The sequence below is a fragment of the Lysinibacillus sp. NPDC048646 genome (assembly GCF_050272295.1).
In the GTDB taxonomy this organism is placed as follows: domain Bacteria; phylum Bacillota; class Bacilli; order Bacillales_A; family Planococcaceae; genus Lysinibacillus.
On the sequence record NZ_JBNNLZ010000002.1, the window covers coordinates 194669 to 211749 of the forward strand.

Annotated in this window: 15 protein-coding genes, 2 pseudogenes and 1 riboswitch; of the genes and pseudogenes, 11 read left to right on the forward strand and 6 right to left on the reverse strand. The window is 37.2% G+C overall.

The window, feature by feature from the left end; genetic code table 11:
- Positions 1-34: 34 nt before the first annotated feature.
- A riboswitch (cobalamin riboswitch) is annotated at positions 35-225 on the forward strand.
- 30 nt (positions 226-255) lie between these two features.
- From ACQKII_RS03195 to ACQKII_RS03205, 3 genes are all read left to right on the forward strand, one after another.
- A complete protein-coding gene (locus ACQKII_RS03195) occupies positions 256-378 on the forward strand; it encodes a hypothetical protein (RefSeq protein ID WP_427456276.1) in 123 nt (40 codons plus the stop codon).
- A 61-nt stretch (positions 379-439) separates the two neighbouring features.
- Positions 440-622: a hypothetical protein gene (locus ACQKII_RS03200; protein ID WP_427456278.1), complete on the forward strand. Its 183-nt coding sequence runs from the start codon at positions 440-442 to the stop codon at positions 620-622.
- Between the two features lie 276 nt (positions 623-898).
- Positions 899-2263, forward strand: a complete 1365-nt coding sequence (locus ACQKII_RS03205; protein ID WP_427456280.1) for a PepSY-associated TM helix domain-containing protein — start codon at positions 899-901, stop codon at positions 2261-2263.
- 75 nt (positions 2264-2338) lie between these two features.
- Here the strand turns inward: ACQKII_RS03205 and ACQKII_RS03210 are convergent, their stop codons facing one another.
- Both ACQKII_RS03210 and ACQKII_RS03215 read right to left on the reverse strand, forming a co-directional pair.
- A complete protein-coding gene (locus tag ACQKII_RS03210) occupies positions 2339-2740 on the reverse strand; it encodes a hypothetical protein (RefSeq protein ID WP_427456281.1) in 402 nt (133 codons plus the stop codon).
- Positions 2733-3539 (reverse strand): hypothetical protein, encoded by an 807-nt coding sequence (locus tag ACQKII_RS03215; RefSeq protein WP_427456283.1) that lies wholly within the window; start codon positions 3537-3539, stop codon positions 2733-2735. The genes ACQKII_RS03210 and ACQKII_RS03215 overlap by 8 nt, the downstream gene beginning before the upstream one ends.
- A gap of 565 nt (positions 3540-4104) precedes the next feature.
- Here ACQKII_RS03215 and ACQKII_RS03220 point away from each other — a divergent pair.
- A pseudogene (locus ACQKII_RS03220) lies at positions 4105-4816 on the forward strand (ankyrin repeat domain-containing protein).
- 29 nt (positions 4817-4845) lie between these two features.
- A complete protein-coding gene (locus ACQKII_RS03225; RefSeq protein WP_427456285.1) occupies positions 4846-5931 on the forward strand; it encodes a hypothetical protein in 1086 nt (361 codons plus the stop codon).
- 522 nt (positions 5932-6453) lie between these two features.
- Here the strand turns inward: ACQKII_RS03225 and ACQKII_RS03230 are convergent.
- A complete protein-coding gene (locus tag ACQKII_RS03230) occupies positions 6454-7320 on the reverse strand; it encodes a LysR family transcriptional regulator (protein ID WP_427456287.1) in 867 nt (288 codons plus the stop codon).
- 151 nt (positions 7321-7471) lie between these two features.
- Here ACQKII_RS03230 and ACQKII_RS03235 point away from each other — a divergent pair, with 151 nt between their 5' ends.
- Entirely contained in the window at positions 7472-8452 is a 981-nt protein-coding gene (locus tag ACQKII_RS03235) for a DMT family transporter (protein ID WP_427456743.1), read from the forward strand.
- Positions 8452-8601, forward strand: a complete 150-nt coding sequence (locus tag ACQKII_RS03240; protein WP_427456289.1) for a YrzO family protein — start codon at positions 8452-8454, stop codon at positions 8599-8601. The genes ACQKII_RS03235 and ACQKII_RS03240 overlap by 1 nt, the downstream gene beginning before the upstream one ends.
- Before the next feature lie 148 nt (positions 8602-8749).
- Here the strand turns inward: ACQKII_RS03240 and ACQKII_RS03245 are convergent, their stop codons facing one another.
- The 3 genes from ACQKII_RS03245 to ACQKII_RS03255 all read right to left on the reverse strand — a co-directional run bounded on the left by ACQKII_RS03245 (position 8750) and on the right by ACQKII_RS03255 (position 11617).
- Positions 8750-9355 carry a response regulator transcription factor gene (locus ACQKII_RS03245; protein ID WP_427456291.1) on the reverse strand — a complete coding sequence of 202 codons (606 nt, stop codon included), beginning with the start codon at positions 9353-9355 and terminating at the stop codon, positions 8750-8752.
- Entirely contained in the window at positions 9352-10248 is an 897-nt protein-coding gene (locus tag ACQKII_RS03250) for a sensor histidine kinase (protein WP_427456293.1), read from the reverse strand. The genes ACQKII_RS03245 and ACQKII_RS03250 overlap by 4 nt, the downstream gene beginning before the upstream one ends.
- A gap of 235 nt (positions 10249-10483) precedes the next feature.
- Positions 10484-11617 carry a DUF418 domain-containing protein gene (locus ACQKII_RS03255; protein WP_427456295.1) on the reverse strand — a complete coding sequence of 378 codons (1134 nt, stop codon included), beginning with the start codon at positions 11615-11617 and terminating at the stop codon, positions 10484-10486.
- Between the two features lie 168 nt (positions 11618-11785).
- Between ACQKII_RS03255 and ACQKII_RS03260 the strand changes: the two are divergent.
- From ACQKII_RS03260 to ACQKII_RS03275, 4 genes and pseudogenes are all read left to right on the forward strand, one after another.
- Positions 11786-11947, forward strand: a pseudogene (locus ACQKII_RS03260) (group II intron reverse transcriptase/maturase); the annotation flags it as partial.
- 517 nt (positions 11948-12464) lie between these two features.
- A complete protein-coding gene (locus tag ACQKII_RS03265; RefSeq protein WP_427456297.1) occupies positions 12465-14225 on the forward strand; it encodes an ABC transporter ATP-binding protein in 1761 nt (586 codons plus the stop codon).
- A 43-nt stretch (positions 14226-14268) separates the two neighbouring features.
- Positions 14269-16065 (forward strand): ABC transporter ATP-binding protein, encoded by a 1797-nt coding sequence (locus tag ACQKII_RS03270; protein ID WP_427456745.1) that lies wholly within the window; start codon positions 14269-14271, stop codon positions 16063-16065.
- A gap of 290 nt (positions 16066-16355) precedes the next feature.
- The gene (locus ACQKII_RS03275) at positions 16356-16778 is read left to right on the forward strand and encodes a hypothetical protein (RefSeq protein WP_427456299.1); all 423 of its coding nucleotides are present in this window, start codon (positions 16356-16358) and stop codon (positions 16776-16778) included.
- Positions 16779-17081 lie beyond the last annotated feature (303 nt).

The window sequence follows — 17081 nt, forward strand, 5'->3', positions numbered from 1 at the left end:
TTTTAGTACCAGATACTATGGTATAATAATAAAAACGGAATAATAAGATAGAGGTACAAATCTAATTTTCGATTTGTTTAAAAGGGAAGTTCGGTGAAAATCCGACGCTGTCCCGCAACTGTAAATGGGAGCACATTTCAGCAGACCACTGTTACGCATTGTAATGGGAAGGTGAAAGGTGTGATGAACATAAGCCAGGAGACCTGCCTTTATCTAGTACAACCAAAAAACCTACGAGGATAGGGGGTGTTGAGTGTGACTAGAGAAATTCTTCTGCATGCTCATAGTACGACGATCGTCAAAAAGGTAGCTTCTATGACTAATAGAAAGCTTTTTCCAGTATGGCAATCGGCGTATTATGTCGTGTATTTGTCATAGTAAACATCTTTCTAAAGAGGGAAAGATGTTTTTTTATGCTAAAATTGAAGGAGTGTTACACATGAATCCACAAGTAATCGAGTACTATGAAAATCTTTTCAAAAATGAAATTATGCAAAAGCAGTTTGATGGTGCTAGAAAAACATTACAGGAGCTTGTCGAACAATTTTTAGGGCAAGATGAGGCGCACCATACAGACATTCATGCGGCTTATAAAAATGTAAGAAGAGAATTAATAGGATAATAGGAAGACAGCTACTTAAAGCATTCCATTTCATGGGGCATTAAGTAGCTTTTTTAGGGTATTTTCTAAAATAGAAATGCGTCGTCACTACATGAAGAAATGTCTATCCTATGAAAGTAGATTCTTATAATTGATGGCTTTAGAAGTTTACTTAAATAAAGAGAATTTACTCTTAAAATTTAAAACTTCATTAAAAATTTTCTAGGACTTCATTCTTATTTCACTTTTTCAATATATAATAAATCTGCTCTTATTATAATAGATTGGAGAATTTGAATGAAAAATACGCTTTATTCTAGCTTTTGGCGAATGCATTTTTATGCAGCATTATTTATGACACCGCTTCTTATTACATTAACGCTTAGCGGCATTGGGTATTTATTTTATACTGATGTGGAAGATCAGTTATATGATGATTATTTCTTTGGCGATAGTAAAAAAACAGAAGTAGTATCGATTGATGAGGCGGTAAAAGAGGCAGAAGCAGCATTTGCGGGCTATACAACGGATAAAATTATCGTGTTAGAAGAACCTTATAATACACGTTTAACGATGACAAATGAAGAAGGCGAACAGCGATATTTGTTTTTAGATCACAAACATCAAATTGTTGGTCATCAAGATGCACAATACACATTTGCAAATATCCTCAGAAACTTGCATAGTTCCTTATTCATAGGGGGCACCGTCGTTAACTATCTCGTAGAATTAGCGGCGTGTTGGGCCATCTTTTTACTACTTTCAGGACTATATATGACCTTTAAAGGAAAAGTTTTGAAGAAAGCGAAACAGCCCAACAAACGACAACAAAATAAAAGATGGCATGCCCTTATTGGTACGATCATTACCATTCCGATGATTGTCATCATTTTCACAGGTCTACCATGGTCTGCGTTGATGGGCAATATGATTTATAATGCATCGCAAGAAAACCCTTCACTCGGCACACCGATATTGCAACAGCAACCGCCTACTTCGGATATGAGTGAAATTCCTTGGGCGACGCGTCAGGAAGTGGCCCCTCAGTCCGACACTGGACATGCGCACCATGGAATGGGAGCGGTAAAGAGTAACTTGACCAATCCAAATCAATTGGCTGTAGAAAGTCTTCAACAACAGATAGATGCCATGAGCATTACCAAACCGTATTCGATTATTTATCCTACAAGTGAAACAGGCGTATTTACAGTTGCTAAATCGAGCAACACAGGCGTAACTGGGCTTGATGTTAGTCCGAATGATGAAGTGACTATGTATTTTGATCAATATAGCGGTGAATTTATGGACAAAGTTGGTTATGAGGACTACGGAATTTTAGCAAAATGGTTTACATGGGGAATCCCATTACATGAAGGTCACTTATTTGGCTGGCCCAATAAATTGTTAAATTTAATTGTCTGTGTTGCATTTTTGGGCGTTATTTTTTGGGGATTCCGTACTTGGTTGCTTCGAAAGAAAAATGGCTTACTGTCTGCACCACCTCAAATATCTCAGAAGATCTCTATACCTTTTATCGTATTAATGATTGTATTAGGATTAATCATGCCATTATTTGGACTTTCTTTAATCGCAGTCGTATTGATAGAATGGATCGTAAGAATAGTTTCAAACAAACGGTTATCGAGTAAAGAGTTAAACTAAAACATTAGCGATACTGTCATCCTGGAAGAGGGGATCATGACAGTATCGCTTTATTCATGTAAGAGGTGAATCTAGTTATCGTAGTTGATCGTCCACCAAATCTTCAGGATAATAAGTATCCTTACGCAAGCACACATCACGATGGGTTAAATGCTCACCTTTAAAGCGCAGCCAAATCTCATCATCAGCCATTACACCATGTGTTTTTCTTACAATTCCCCAACGGTTAAATGCTTGCATGCCTAAAGCTGCAAGTAGTTCCTTTGCATTCGCACGTGTTGGAGGAAATGTGCGCCATTTTAGCCATTTTTCCAATTCTTCTACTGTAATAGGTCCTTCCATAGTGGGAGAAAATTGCTTGTTAAAGCCCGTAATAAAGTTTTTTACATAAGGTAGACTACTGTCTTGGGGCTTTAATTGTACATTTGCGATGATATCATCAAAGAACATGACATCAAATTCCATATAATCAATCATTTTTATCACCTACAATCAACAATTTCTGATAGGCGGGATCGTCCAGTTGCATTTTCAAAAGATCTTTAATTCTCCCTAAATCAAAAGATTGTTCAACGAGTGCATTTTGTAAACGTTCCTTATAAATAAACGGCGGTCCATTATATAACGCGAGCTGTTTCTTGAAGGAGGCATTAAATGGTTTAGATTTTACTTGCCTTTTTAAAATAGCAATATCAACTTTTTGGGGGTAGTCCTTTTCATCAGACAATAAGCTTAAACCATGGTCAAATAGAGGTGCAAGTTCCCATTTATTTGCTTTGGTATCGTATAGAAAAAGAATATTGTTCGTATGACGATCTTCATTTAAAATAAATGCATCTAAGGCAAGCATACGTGTTAAAGGTAGCCTTATATCTAGTCCTGTAAAGTCAGTTACTTTTTCAACAATCTGATTCAGCTTCTCGTTTGCTGAGAGCGTAGTCTTGCCAAGTATACTATGAGTGGTTTCGTAATGTTTTTCGAATAAACGTTCTAGAGAAACTTCTTGTTTATCTGCTCCTCTGAAATCAAGAGAATAGCATCCAAAGGTTTTTCCATTGTTTTCTAATAGCAGTTGGCATGGTACATAGGTAATGAAATCAGTAGGTCCTAATGTAGAATTCGCTAATATGAGTGATACTGCATACTCTGCTAGATGTTCATAGCCTCTAGTATTTTGTTTAATCCACTTCTCACCAATACGCCATTTAGATTGATCACCTTTACTCGAAGTACTGATAATCGCTTCGGCAGTTGAAGGGATAAGAATCGTCTCCATCTCATCACGTCCATTAATTCATATTTCATTTATATTTCCATTATAAATAATTTGATTCAAAGTAGCTATTCAATTCGCTGTGTCCCACTCTGCACAAAGTTGTTGCATTTGGTTGTATTGATCCTGCAAAAACGGTCAGTAAGATGCCTACCACAAGTGGAAAGTTGACAACGAGCTAGCGAGGAAGGCAATCAACTGACCGTAAAAACTCCCCTGATTAAAGCTTCGCTTGCTAGTAACGACCACATCAAATGTATGTATGTTAACAAAGGAGCATTTTAATAAAGGGCATGTGAAATCTCGTCACGAATAAGGCGAGATTTTTTTAATGTCGAAGCGCGCATACATTAAATTTTTTTTGACAAAATTTTAGCCTTTTTTAAGATTTCGTTTATAGGGAGTTTAACACTGAGGACTACTATAACGTTAGAGATACAAAAAGACGAAACAATGGAAGAGTGATGATGAAAAAATCATCAATTGGGACTGAATCATATAAATGTCTTATTAGGCATGTAGATAAAATCAACGAATAGGACAAGATGAAAGAGAAGGAGACTATTCAATGAGGAAATGGAAGGTAGTTAGTATCTTAGGAATATCGCTCTTGCTTCAACGGTGTTCCGCCGATCAAGATGCACAACTACTAAAACAAAAGGATCGTGAAATAGTGCGTGTTGAATTAAATGAACAACTGCTTCAAGCAGCAGCGCAAGGTGAGGTAAGTACGATACAAGACATACTTAGAGAAGATATAGATATTAATGTGCAAGACGACGCTAACAAACGAACTGCTGTCATGATTGCAACGTATAACAATGATGTTGAGATGGCAAGAATGCTAATTGAGGCAGGTGTAGATGTCAACATACAGGACGATATGCAAAATAATCCATTCCTCTATGCAGGAGCGGAGGCTATCTTGAAATTTTGAGGTTAACGATAACAGCTAGTGCAGATCCTTCCAACACAAATCGTTATGGTGGTAGTGCTTTAATACCCGCCTCTAAACATGGTTATATAGACGTTGTGCAAGAATTACTAACAACTACAACAGTAGATGTAAACCACGTGAATAATCTTGGATGGACAGCTTTATCGAAGCAATTATTTTAAATGATGGCGATTACAGACAGCAGCAGGTAGTTCAGTTGTTAATAGCTCATGGAGCAAATGTCAATATAACGGATAGCAAATATATTTCGCCATTACAGCATGCGAAGGCAAAGGGTTTCGAGGAAATCGTGCAAATTTTATTGCAAGCTCGAGCAAAATAAAAAATTGATGAGAAAAGGGAGTCGTAGAAATGAACAACAAGGTAAAAATTATTACACCACTACTTTTAGGCGCAACGCTAACGTTAACAGGATGTAACTTTCTAAATAAGCAAGCGGAACCAAAGCAAGAGCAAGCGCAACAGGAAACATCACAACAAGCAAAAGAGGCTGCGCAAATTATGGAAATACAAGCGCTAAATGCCATGACATTACAAGTAACATTTTCTGAAGCACTACCAGAAGAAGCTGTTAAAGTAGAAAATTTAGATGCTATCAAAAAAGATTATACATTCAATCATAATGTGAGTATTGTCAATGTGCCTCGATTAAAAATCGGTTCACAAAGCACGTATATTGTCCCAGTGACAATCCAACAATCTGACACGACATATACGTTAAGCTACAAAGGTGGAGAAGAACAGATTTTTGAGGGCAGCGATGAAAAAATTAATATCAGTCAAACAAAACAGGTCACAAATGATACGTTTGAAATCGAATCATTTAAAGAACAAGGTGTAATCGATTATTCCAATATTATTGAAGCCTATAAAGATGCGAGAGGCGATCAATCTTTTCAAGTAAATGATGAAAATAAAGATGAAAGTGGCAAGCAATATCAAGTCATCTCCTCTTTACGAGACCGTGTGGTGACATTGACGGCAGAGGATGGAGAAGAAATTCAAGCGAGTTACGTTTTGTTTACACAAGCTGCTGATAGCAGACAAGCACCAAAATTCCGCTTACCCGAAGGACGGACATTAAGACCAGGTGTGCAATATACCGTGGCGTCTGATTGGGCAACCATGAATAACTCAACTTTTAAAGCAACAGAAATCGCGCCATTGACAATCAAAGCGGTGGAACCAATTGATGATAAATCATTCCAAGTTACTTTAGACAAAGATCCAGGTATGGAGTTATTTGCAGGCCGCAGTGTTGAATTACAAGGTGATGATGGAGAAAAAATCCAAGCGCAATATCGCTACTCTTCACGAAAAGGTGCAGTCGGTATTTTTGATGTAAAAGAAGGCACATTAAAATCTGGTGGTACTTATCAAGTAGTGCCACTCAACAACTGGGCTACTGCAGCTAATTTAACGTTAAAAACGAAGTGAAACGATAAATAAGATATTGAAAAGCCAGCATCAATAATATTGACTGCCTCCATTGTTAGACGCTAGTGAACAATTGGAGGTAGGAGCTGTCTAAAAAGTCCCTCAAAAGATAACGTCCGTCTTCCTATATAGTAAAAATTCGCTTCGCTTTTCGCGGGCAAGGCACGAGCCGCATCAGGGCAACAGATGTTTTATGTAGCGAAAGCGAAGCGTCAGCTACAGGATGTTGGTCACGAAGGCGTTGTCACAGGACGTGACGACTTTAGTCTTCGTTCCACTTAACGCTCCCTGCTGGGTCTCATGCTTTGCTTTTCCAGCAGGAGTCTACTCGGATTTTTACTTTTGTATCAAAAAAACAGCATAATAGGATACCTCTAAGTCTTTTACTTTTGGAACAGCACATCTGGTTTTTGTATGTGTAAATCTTTAAAATAAGTGCTTTATCGTTCAGAAAATCGTAAAACCATATTTGCAAATGACATAAAGGTACTGCAAAAACTCATCCACATGGAAGTGCTTTTCTTACAGCACAGTTATATCTTGATGCGCGGCAATTGTTTGTAAAAAGTAACGCATCGAGTTGGTCATATAGGCATCTTTTCGACGTATAAATACAGTTGAATTGCTGCTATATTTTTTAGGGATTGGATGACAGTATACTTTACTTGTAGTGGAGAGTTGATTTACAGCAGATTGCGGTACTAGCGTAATGCCAAGACCAAGTGCAACACTGTTTATGATTGTCTCTAGTATGTTAAATTCCATCATCCTTTTTGGCAGTAAACCTTCATCTTTAAGCCAGTGTTCTAGCTTGGATCGATAACCGCAACCTTTATTAGAAACGAGGATGGGGGTTGTCAAAAAATCTTCTTTATGAAAAGTTTTATTTTGCGTAACCAGAACGAGTTTTTCAGTACAGACTTCGTATTGTTCTAAATGTGGATTTTTGATAGGTCCTGAAATAAAAGCACCATCTAATTGGTGGTCGGTTACTTCTTTTATGAGTTCGTCAGTCAAACCCGCTTGTAATGATAAATCGACATTGGGGTAGTCCTTATAGTAAGCAGCTAGTATGGTTGGTAAGATACTTACGATTTCAACTGTACCGATTTTTAACGTGCCAACAGGCGTATTACTATCTAGAAATACTTGTTTTAATTCTTCAACATCCAATAGAATTTTATTGACGTAAGTAAGCATTTTTCTTCCATCCTCATTCAACAGCATCCCCTTTTTATGACGATAAAAAAGCTGTGTGTTGAGCTCGTTTTCTAAATGCTTAATACGTGCTGTTACGTTGGATTGGACATAATTTAATTCCTTTGCTGCACTGCTGACGCTTCCTATATTTGCGACGCATTTGAAAATTTGTAAGTCTCGTAGTTCCACTGTACAATCCTCCTTGATATAACTATCATTATAAATGATAGTTTATATCACTTTCAATCATTTTACGTGATGCTATTTTTTTTTTATAATTCACAATGTGAAATATTAAAAGAATACATAGAAGCGGGGAAAAGCAGTGAATAAGAGTAAAATGGTAATAGGTGCGATTGCCTGTTTAATTGCAAGTATTTCATGGGGCGCAATGTTTCCAGTTGCAGATCATGCACTGGAATATATCGACCCATTTTATTTTTCAACAATTCGATATGGTGTGGTATCGATTGCATTGATTATTTTATTATGGATAAACGAAGGTAAGAAAGCATTTCAATTAGAAGGTAAAGGGAAACTGCTAATCTTTTTCGGGGTAATGGCATTTACTGTATACAATGTCCTTGTTTTCTTAGGGCAGATGCTAATGGGCAAATCAGGTGTTATGGTAGCGTCTATTATGGAGGCGCTGATGCCGATGATTTCGATTGCTATTCTATGGGGATTTAAAAACGTGAAACCGAAAAAGTATATGATTGTAAGCATGACCATTGCTTTTGTTGGCGCTATTTTTGTTATTACAAAAGGCGATATGGATTTCTTTCTTACATTGAAAAATAACGTAATGCCACTCGTATTTATATTACTAGGAGTTGTTGGATGGGTAATCTATACGATGGGGGGACAATCATTTCCTGAATGGTCTACACTCCGTTATTCAACATTAACTTGTGTATTTGGTACAGCCGTAACAGGAATATTAACGATGGTTGTGACAATGTTAGGGTATGTGTCGGTACCAACGATGGAAACAATCGCTATTGTGAAATACGATTTATTGTTTATGATGATATTACCAGGAATTGTAGCGCTACTTTGTTGGAATTATGGTGTGAAAATTTTGTCATCCATTAATGGCATCTTATTTATCAACTTTGTGCCGATTACTACATTAGTCATTATGATGGTACAAGGTTATACTATAACCATTTTTGATGTTGTAGGTACTGTGCTTGTTATTACAGCCCTCATTCGAAATAATATATGTCAGCGTAAAGAAGTAAATAAGGATATACAAATTATACAGGAACGACAATTGCGCCGTGCTGCTGATAGTACATGTTTCGAAAGGAGCTTATAATGTTAACGAGTTTATCGTTTTTCTTTGCTGCAGGAATTGCATGTGAGCTTGTCGCTATTAATAGAAATGGCCGTAGAAAGATCAAACAACAAGACGAGATGATTCTACTTTTAAGAGATTTACTACAGCAAAAAAATAAATCTACTTAACACAGCAGATTTCAGCAAGTGTGTAGACGACAAAATGAGCTACTCACAAAAAAAATGAACTACCCCCAATTGTAGACACTAATGGGGTAGTTCATTTTTTTAGTTGCTCCCTTTTTAACGCATATGTAGCTCACATGAACGAGTATCTTTAAAGCCAGCCTTTGTCACTGGCAATCTGAACAGCTTGCTGTCTGGATTCCACGTGGAGTTTCTGAATAGAGGTAGATAAATAATTTCGAATTGTTCCCTTTGTTAAAAATAATTTTTTGCTTATCTCACTGGTTGTAAATCCTTCTTTAACAAGCTGGAGCACAGCGATTTCTCGTTCATTTAGAGGATTTTGCTCTTTTATAAATAACGTAGCGGCTAAATCTCGACTAACGACCTTTTCACCATTCATCACTTTGCGGATTGTTTCGATTAAATAATCAATCGGTTCATCCTTCAATAAATAACCATTGACCTCACAATCCATCGCCTTCTGTAAATACCCCGGACGGGCGAAAGTAGTGACAATCATCACTTTGCAAGGTAGTTGAGCTTTTTTAATTTTTTCTGCAAGTTCCAGCCCTGTCAGATTAGGCATCTCGATATCCAAGATACAAACATCAGGTACATCGCTTTGTATGCATTCCCATGCTTTTTGCCCATCGGAAACCTCTGCAATTACCTCGATATCAGTCTCGAACGACAGCAATGATGTTAAAGCGCCACGCAACATTTGTTGGTCTTCGGCTAGTAATACACGTATCATTTAATAGGCTCCTTTCGATAGTGTTGGAAAGGAAGTTTGAACGAAACAAGGGTTCCAGTATTTGAAAAATTATCAAAAGTTGCAGTGCCTTGAAGGACACTCATTCTTTCCTTCATAGACGAAATGCCATTCCCGAGACCTTGATTTGCCAAGCCTATCCCGTCATCGATTATGTTTAGCGTATAGACATGGTCGATATAGTCAATTTCTACACAACAAGATTTTGCTTGACTATGTTTGATGATATTTGTTGTTGCTTCTCGCACGCATAAAGAAAGCATCGTTTCTTCTACGCTTGATAATAGGATTTTTGGACATTTGTTCGTTATTTTAATCGTAATATCAGCTGTTTGAAGGAGTTTCTCACAGTGTGAAAGTTCACTTTCCAATGAAATAAAGTTCATATCAGACACTAACTCTCGTACTTGTTTAAGTGCTGTACGCGTTGTGGCTAAAATATCTTGTAACTCATCTTTTACTTTGGATGGATCTTTGTCCACTAATTTTGTTGTCAGCTCCGTTTTTAATTTAATCATTGTCAGCGTGTGACCAATAGTATCGTGCAGATCTCTGGCAATACGTTGCCTTTCGTCCTGCTTTACAAGTTGTGTATTGACTGTTGCTAACTCAACTTTTAAATTTTTTGCTTTTTCTACAAAGTAAATCAGCACGGGGAAGACAAGTTGAATCATCATAATAGGAAGTATAACCGGGTCGTCTATTTTGAATAGCTCGCCTGTTTCAATCCATAAAACAACGATAAACATCAAGGCAATGGCAAGCATTGCCGAAGCAATATGCCATTTGACTTGTGCTCTCCCGATTAAATCTGCGAACGTAAATCCGAAAAATAGCATGTAAATAGAACCTTCGTAAATCCCAATTATTGTCACGCTAAAGAGTCCTGTTAATGTTGCCAGATGAAGGCGCCAATCTCTATACCATAATGCAAAATAAAATGCTATTAAGAATATTATGAGGACAATTATTTTTGCTATGACTGGTAAATCCGAGTTCGAGCTTAATACCATGGATATCAAAAAAATAATGGATACTACGTCGATAATTAAATATTGTTTTGCTTGATTTTTAGGATATATTTTTATATATTACACCAACCCTTGTCGATTATTTATGTGCAATGGCTTGAACAGCATGTTTTCGAAGCCATTCCAAAGGTCCAACATGAAAATGCTTTAGGCAAATATGAGCAATGAACAGTTGGAAAAGGGAAAGGACAATCCATATGACAATCACTTCGAGGCTAGTAAGCTTTCCACCTAATCCAAAGCCCCAACCATAGAAAATAATAGATGCCATTATATTTTGTAAAACATAGCAACTTAAGGACATTTTACCAACTTGCCCAAATCTCTGCCATAGCCAATCTACCTTTTTATATTCTATCAGTTTACCTAAAATTCCAATATATCCAAGTGATAAAATTGGTGCAAATAAATAGCGAACAGGGAAATCAAAAGCCCCTCCAGGAATAAAAATAAGGAGATTTAATGGTACACCGATATAAATCCCAATAGACATTAACTTTTTGCGCAAATGGCGTCCGTGCTCATCGGGAGAAAATACGCCGTTACGCATTAATTTAACGCCCATTAAAAATAAGAAGATATTCATTGGAATAATAAAAATCGCTTCCGTTCTAAAAAACCAAAAATTCGTTATACGATTGTGAATTTGTTCAAACCAACTACCATGTTGATAAATACTCACGATCGAATCGTTGCCAGGTAAAGACATATTCGCTCCTAGTAAGGCACTTACTAAAATTAGCAGAATGATAAGTGCATGAAATCCACCAATTAGATATAAAGCACGATGAATGGCTTTATCGCCAGCCTTTACGATAAAGGCAACGATGATGGCTGTCACAGCGTAACTCATCAAAATATCATATTCCATGACCAATGTGAAATGGATAAAACCCTCTACAAACAAGAATAAAACAGTCCAAATATAGACCCCGGGCCATGCATTCCCTTTTCGAATGGATTGTTGGTATTTTAATTGTAGACCAACCCCGAACATTATAGTTAACAGTCCCAAAAGCTTCCCATTTACCAGAAATAAAACAAACATTCGTAGAAAATCATCGAATGACCACCATCCTGAATAATTACTCGTTGTGATGTAAGATAAGTCCCCAAGATATGCAAAAATCCAAATATTTGTGCCAAGTGTTCCTAATACCGCAAAGCCTCGTAAAATATCGATCAGTGGTAACCTTTGATTATGTTGCATCATACCTATCACTCTTTCTGTGTTTTCTTATAAGTAAAATGATAAAGAGAAACAGAGAAAAAGCCTATTCACAGGAGTCAAAAGTTCTTTATGACACCTGTCATAAAGAACGAGAGGGTGTAGTAGAAACTGTTGTAAGAAGATAAGCTATTCACGGAGGAGTCGAACGAGCTGTTTATGAATCAAATACTATCACGGGAGAATCTGCTTCTCGCACTCAAACGAGTGGAACGCAATAAAGGGAGCCATGGCGTAGACAAAATGCCCGTAAAAATCCTACGACAACATGTGGTCGAAAACTGGCAAACTATTAAAAAGCAAATTATAGCCGGAGCAACTACGGTAATAGCCTAATCATATAACCGTTTCCTCTATATCTGTTGAAATCAACACTTACAAGAAAGGTGTTCTTAGGAATCTCAAGACTTCAGTCGTGAGAGGTCAAGACGGTAGCTGTCGTTAAAGTCTTAATATTCAGAAAAAATGATTGTAAATTAAAAAATTTCCGCTCATAATAGACGTTATGAGCAATCAGGAGCTAGGGTTATATTACACTTCAGTGAGTATTACAAGGAGGGATTTCGCCATTAGCTTTTTCTTTTAAAATGGGATATTCTTCCAAAAAAGAAACTTCTTTTTTTACGGATTCGACGAGAACACTGGTGACTTCAGTCGTGAGAGGTTCAAGGATTATTTCTTTTAATCCATAAAATACCAATAACTTTACTTTTTCCCACATAAAATATAGAAAGGCTACTATAATCAACGAGGGCCAACAGTTTGTTAGCTTGGGAAATAATTTTAACATAATGAATATCTTACAATATTGGGGTAAAAGGGGGGAGCAGTCATGCTGAAAATATTTAAGTATATGCAAAGAAATGAATGGCTTTTTGTTTGTATAAGTCTTTTATTTATCGTCGTTCAAGTTTGGCTAGATTTAAAGTTGCCAGACTATATGGCTGAAATTACGACACTTATCCAAACAGAAGGCACAACGACTGCAGATTTACTGGCACCGGGTAGTTATATGCTATTATGCGCAATTGGTAGTATGATGGCTGCGATGGTGGTTGGTTATTTTGCTGCAAGGGTAGCGGCGGGACTGTCTAAGCGTTTGCGTGCAATGGTGTATGACAAAACAATGATGTTCTCGATGGAGGAAATTAATTCTTTTTCTACAGCGAGTTTAATCACGCGATCGACGAATGATATTACGCAGATTCAGCTTATTATTGCGATGGGCTTACAGGCGATTATTAAAGCGCCTATTTTAGCAATATGGGCGATTGTGAAAATTTCAGGAAAGAACTGGCATTGGTCAGTTGCGACAGCTGCATCCGTATTTGTGTTAATCATTATGCTAAGTGTAGTGATTATATTTGCCCTCCCAAAGTTTCGGATTATTCAAATATTAACGGATAATTTAAATCGTGTGTCGAGAGAAGGTTTAACAGGCTTACGAGTGATTCGTGCCTACAATGCCGAACACTATCAACATACGAAATTTGAAAAAGCCAATGAACAATTAACTGCTACCAATCTATTTGTAAACCGTGTAATGGCTATTATGATGCCGGGTATGACCTTTATTATGTCTGGCCTTAGCGTATCGATTTATTGGCTGGGTGCTTATATTATTAATGAAGCAAATGCGATGAATCGTATTCAGCTTTTCTCAGACATGGTGGTATTTAGTTCTTATGCAGTACAAGTGGTGATGGCGTTTATGATGCTAAGTATGATTTTCATCATGCTTCCTCGTGCTGCTGTATCGGCAAAACGAATACTCGAAGTGTTATATACAAAATCAACAATAACTGATGGTAAGAAGGTTGAAGGATTGCCTGGAATGGTTGGAGATGTGGAATTCCGTAATGTTGATTTTGCTTACCCAGATACGGAAGAACCGATCCTACACAACATTAGCTTTACAGCAAAAAAAGGGGAAACTGTCGCATTTATTGGTTCAACAGGTAGCGGTAAAACAACTGTTGTCAACTTAATTCCTCGTTTCTATGATGCTACAAGAGGGGAAATACTCGTTGATGGTGTCAATGTAAAAGCATATACGCAAGAAGCATTGCGCAATAAAATCGGCTATGTTTCACAAAAGGCTATTTTATTTAGTGGGACAGTAGCTTCTAATGTAGCGTATGGTAAAAATCGACAGGAAGATGCACAAGAGTTCCTGGAAAAAGCAATTGAAATTGCCCAAGCGAAGGATTTTGTAGAGGAGCGTGAGGGGCAATATGACAGTGAAATTTCTCAAGGCGGAACAAATGTATCAGGTGGTCAAAAGCAGCGTTTATCTATTGCACGTGCCATTTATCAACGACCAGAGATTTATATTTTTGATGATTCTTTTTCGGCGCTGGATTATAAGACCGACCGTTTATTGCGAACAGCATTAAAAAAACTAACGACAGAGGCCACAACCTTAATCGTGGCACAGCGTATTGGAACGATTAAAGAGGCAGATCAAATTATTGTATTAGATAAAGGGCAAATTGTGGGCAAGGGTAAACACGTAGAATTATTAAAAAATTGTCCTACCTATATCGAAATCGCCTACTCACAACTTTCAAAGGAGGAGCTAGAAAATGAATAAACCACATCAAACTAGACCTATGCCATCTGGGCAACCTCCTAAAATGGGGAGGGGCGGACCTCCGGGTATGGGGCCTATGTCTGGAGAAAAACCAAAGCAATTTAAAGCTACCATTCGTGAACTAATCGACTATGCAAAGCAATATATTCCATTTGTCATGATTGCACTTGTACTTGCATTAATAGGCGCTATATTAAATGTAGTCGGTCCAGATATTTTAAGTGATATGGCCAATACAATTGCAGCTGGGTTAGCCACATCCATTAATCTAGATGAAATAAAACGTTTAGGCATTATTTTAGCCTTTATGTATGGTCTTGGCTTGTTTTTTAATTATCTTCAAGGCTTTATTATGGCAACAGTGACGCAGCGTATTACGAAAAAAATGCGTACAGACATCTCTGACAAAATGCCGCGTATCCCTTTAAAATATTTCGATAAAACAAGTATCGGGAACGTACTAAGTCGTGTAACAAATGACGTTGATACAATCGGTCAAACATTAAATAACAGCTTAGGTTCTCTAGTAAGTGGGCTCGCTACATTTGTAGGTGCCCTAGTGATGATGTTTTATACAAACTGGATTATGGCAATCTCGGCAATTTTATCTACGATCATTGGTTTTAGCTTCATGTCGATTATTATGAAAGGCTCACAAAAGTACTTTAAAGCACAGCAAATGGAACTCGGACTGATTAATGGTCATATTGAAGAAACCTATGCGGGTCATACAGTCGTAAAAGCTTATAACGGTGAAGAAAATGCAAAGATGGTTTTCCGTGATATCAATGAGCGTCTGTATACAAATGCGTGGAAATCACAATTTATGTCCGGCTTAATGATGCCGATTATGACATTCGTCGGTAATTTTGGCTATGTAGTCGTTTGCGTAGTAGGTGCCATTTTAGTGAATAATGGAACCATTCAAATTGGTACGATTGTGGCATTTATGATGTATATTCGCTTATTCACACAGCCACTTGCCCAATTGGCACAAGCTGCAACAAGTATGCAGTCAACCGCCGCAGCAAGCGAACGCGTATTTGAATTTTTAAAGGAAGAAGAGTTAGAAGATGAAAGCCAAAAAACACAAAAGCTTGCTAGCGTAAAAGGGGATGTGGTATTTAAACATGTTCGTTTTGGCTATGATGAAGAACATACCATCATTAAAAACTTTTCTGCTAGTGTAAAGGCAGGTCAAAAAGTTGCGATAGTAGGTCCAACTGGTGCTGGTAAAACGACATTAGTCAATCTACTAATGCGTTTTTATGAAGTAAACGAAGGGGAAATCACCGTTGATGGCACACCAATTCATTCATTAACGCGTGAAAATGTTCATGATCTGTTTTGCATGGTCCTCCAAGATACTTGGCTATTTGAAGGAACAATCCGTGAGAATATCGTGTTTTCTAAAAAAAATGTAACAGATGAGCAAGTGGAACAAGCATGTAGAGCAGTTGGTTTACATCATTTTATTAAAACCTTGCCTAATGGATATAATACAGTGCTGAATGATAAGGCGAACCTATCAGCGGGGCAAAAACAACTGTTAACCATTGCTCGTGCGATGATTGAAAATGCGCCACTCCTCATTTTAGATGAAGCAACAAGCTCCGTCGATACGCGGACAGAGATACTGATCCAAAAAGCGATGGATGAGTTAGCTAACGGCAAGACATCCTTCGTAATTGCACACCGTTTATCCACGATAAAAAATGCAGATTTAATCATTGTTATGAAAGATGGCGATATTATTGAGACGGGTAACCATGAGGAACTACTTGAAAAAGGCGGATTCTATGCGGAACTTTACAACAGTCAATTTGAAGATGCATCTTAATTAGTTTTAGAGACACAGAAAAAATTGAACTGGCAGCTATAAATTTCAAAAAAATTTATAGCTGCCATTCGTAAATTTAGCGAAATCAATATGCGACTTAACTGCAAATCAGTGCTATTCCATGTCGCATCATTAAAATTATGTCGTATGTCAATTTCACCATATTGCATATAGGGAGCTATTAAAAACATGATTAGGCTATGATATGGTGAACCGTATCATAAGTAAGTGCGGTTTAAAGCAACATGGAATTTATATAGATGTTGCTTCCTTTTTAGGAGGGCAAAATAATGAGTATGATTTTATGTTTAGGTTTAAATTTCGAAGCAGCAATTAGTGATGACTTTGAAGAGTCATTAGTCATTCTCGATTCAGCTAGAGAAGAAGGGTTGACTATTCAACAAAATATTTTCACTACACCGTTTGTTTATGAAATCGACTTTCATCCTAAATATCATTCTATATGGGATATGACCCAATACAATGAACAGTATTCACCACATAATTTTCAAAAAGCAAAAATAACTTTTAAGGTGCTATGTGATTTTCTTAAACAATTAATCCCAAAAGGTGATTTTTGTGAGCTTTATTTTTGTTGGATAGGTGAGGAAAGCGATCCAATTGAACAAAAGGTCAAAATTGATTTAAATCAATTCGATGAGGAATCATTATATTTTGATGAAAAATATTATATTAAATTTACTAATGAATAGAATGTTTTGGGATAAAAATTTACCGCACTTAGCTCTATTACGGTGAACCATATCATAAGTAAGTGCGGTTTTGCTTTTGAAAAAATATTAATAGTTCAAAGCTCAGCAATGTATTTAGTGCACGGCTAAAATATAGGGCGGTATAACAGTGTTTTTTTCAGAAAAGCATTTATCCCGCATTAACGGTCAGTAATTTATCTGTTCCGAAAGCGAAGCGTCAGGTACAAGCCGCCCACCTCAAGTGGAAAGGAGAGAACTAGTACACTAGGTGGGCGAACAACTGACCGTAAAAGCCCGATTGGT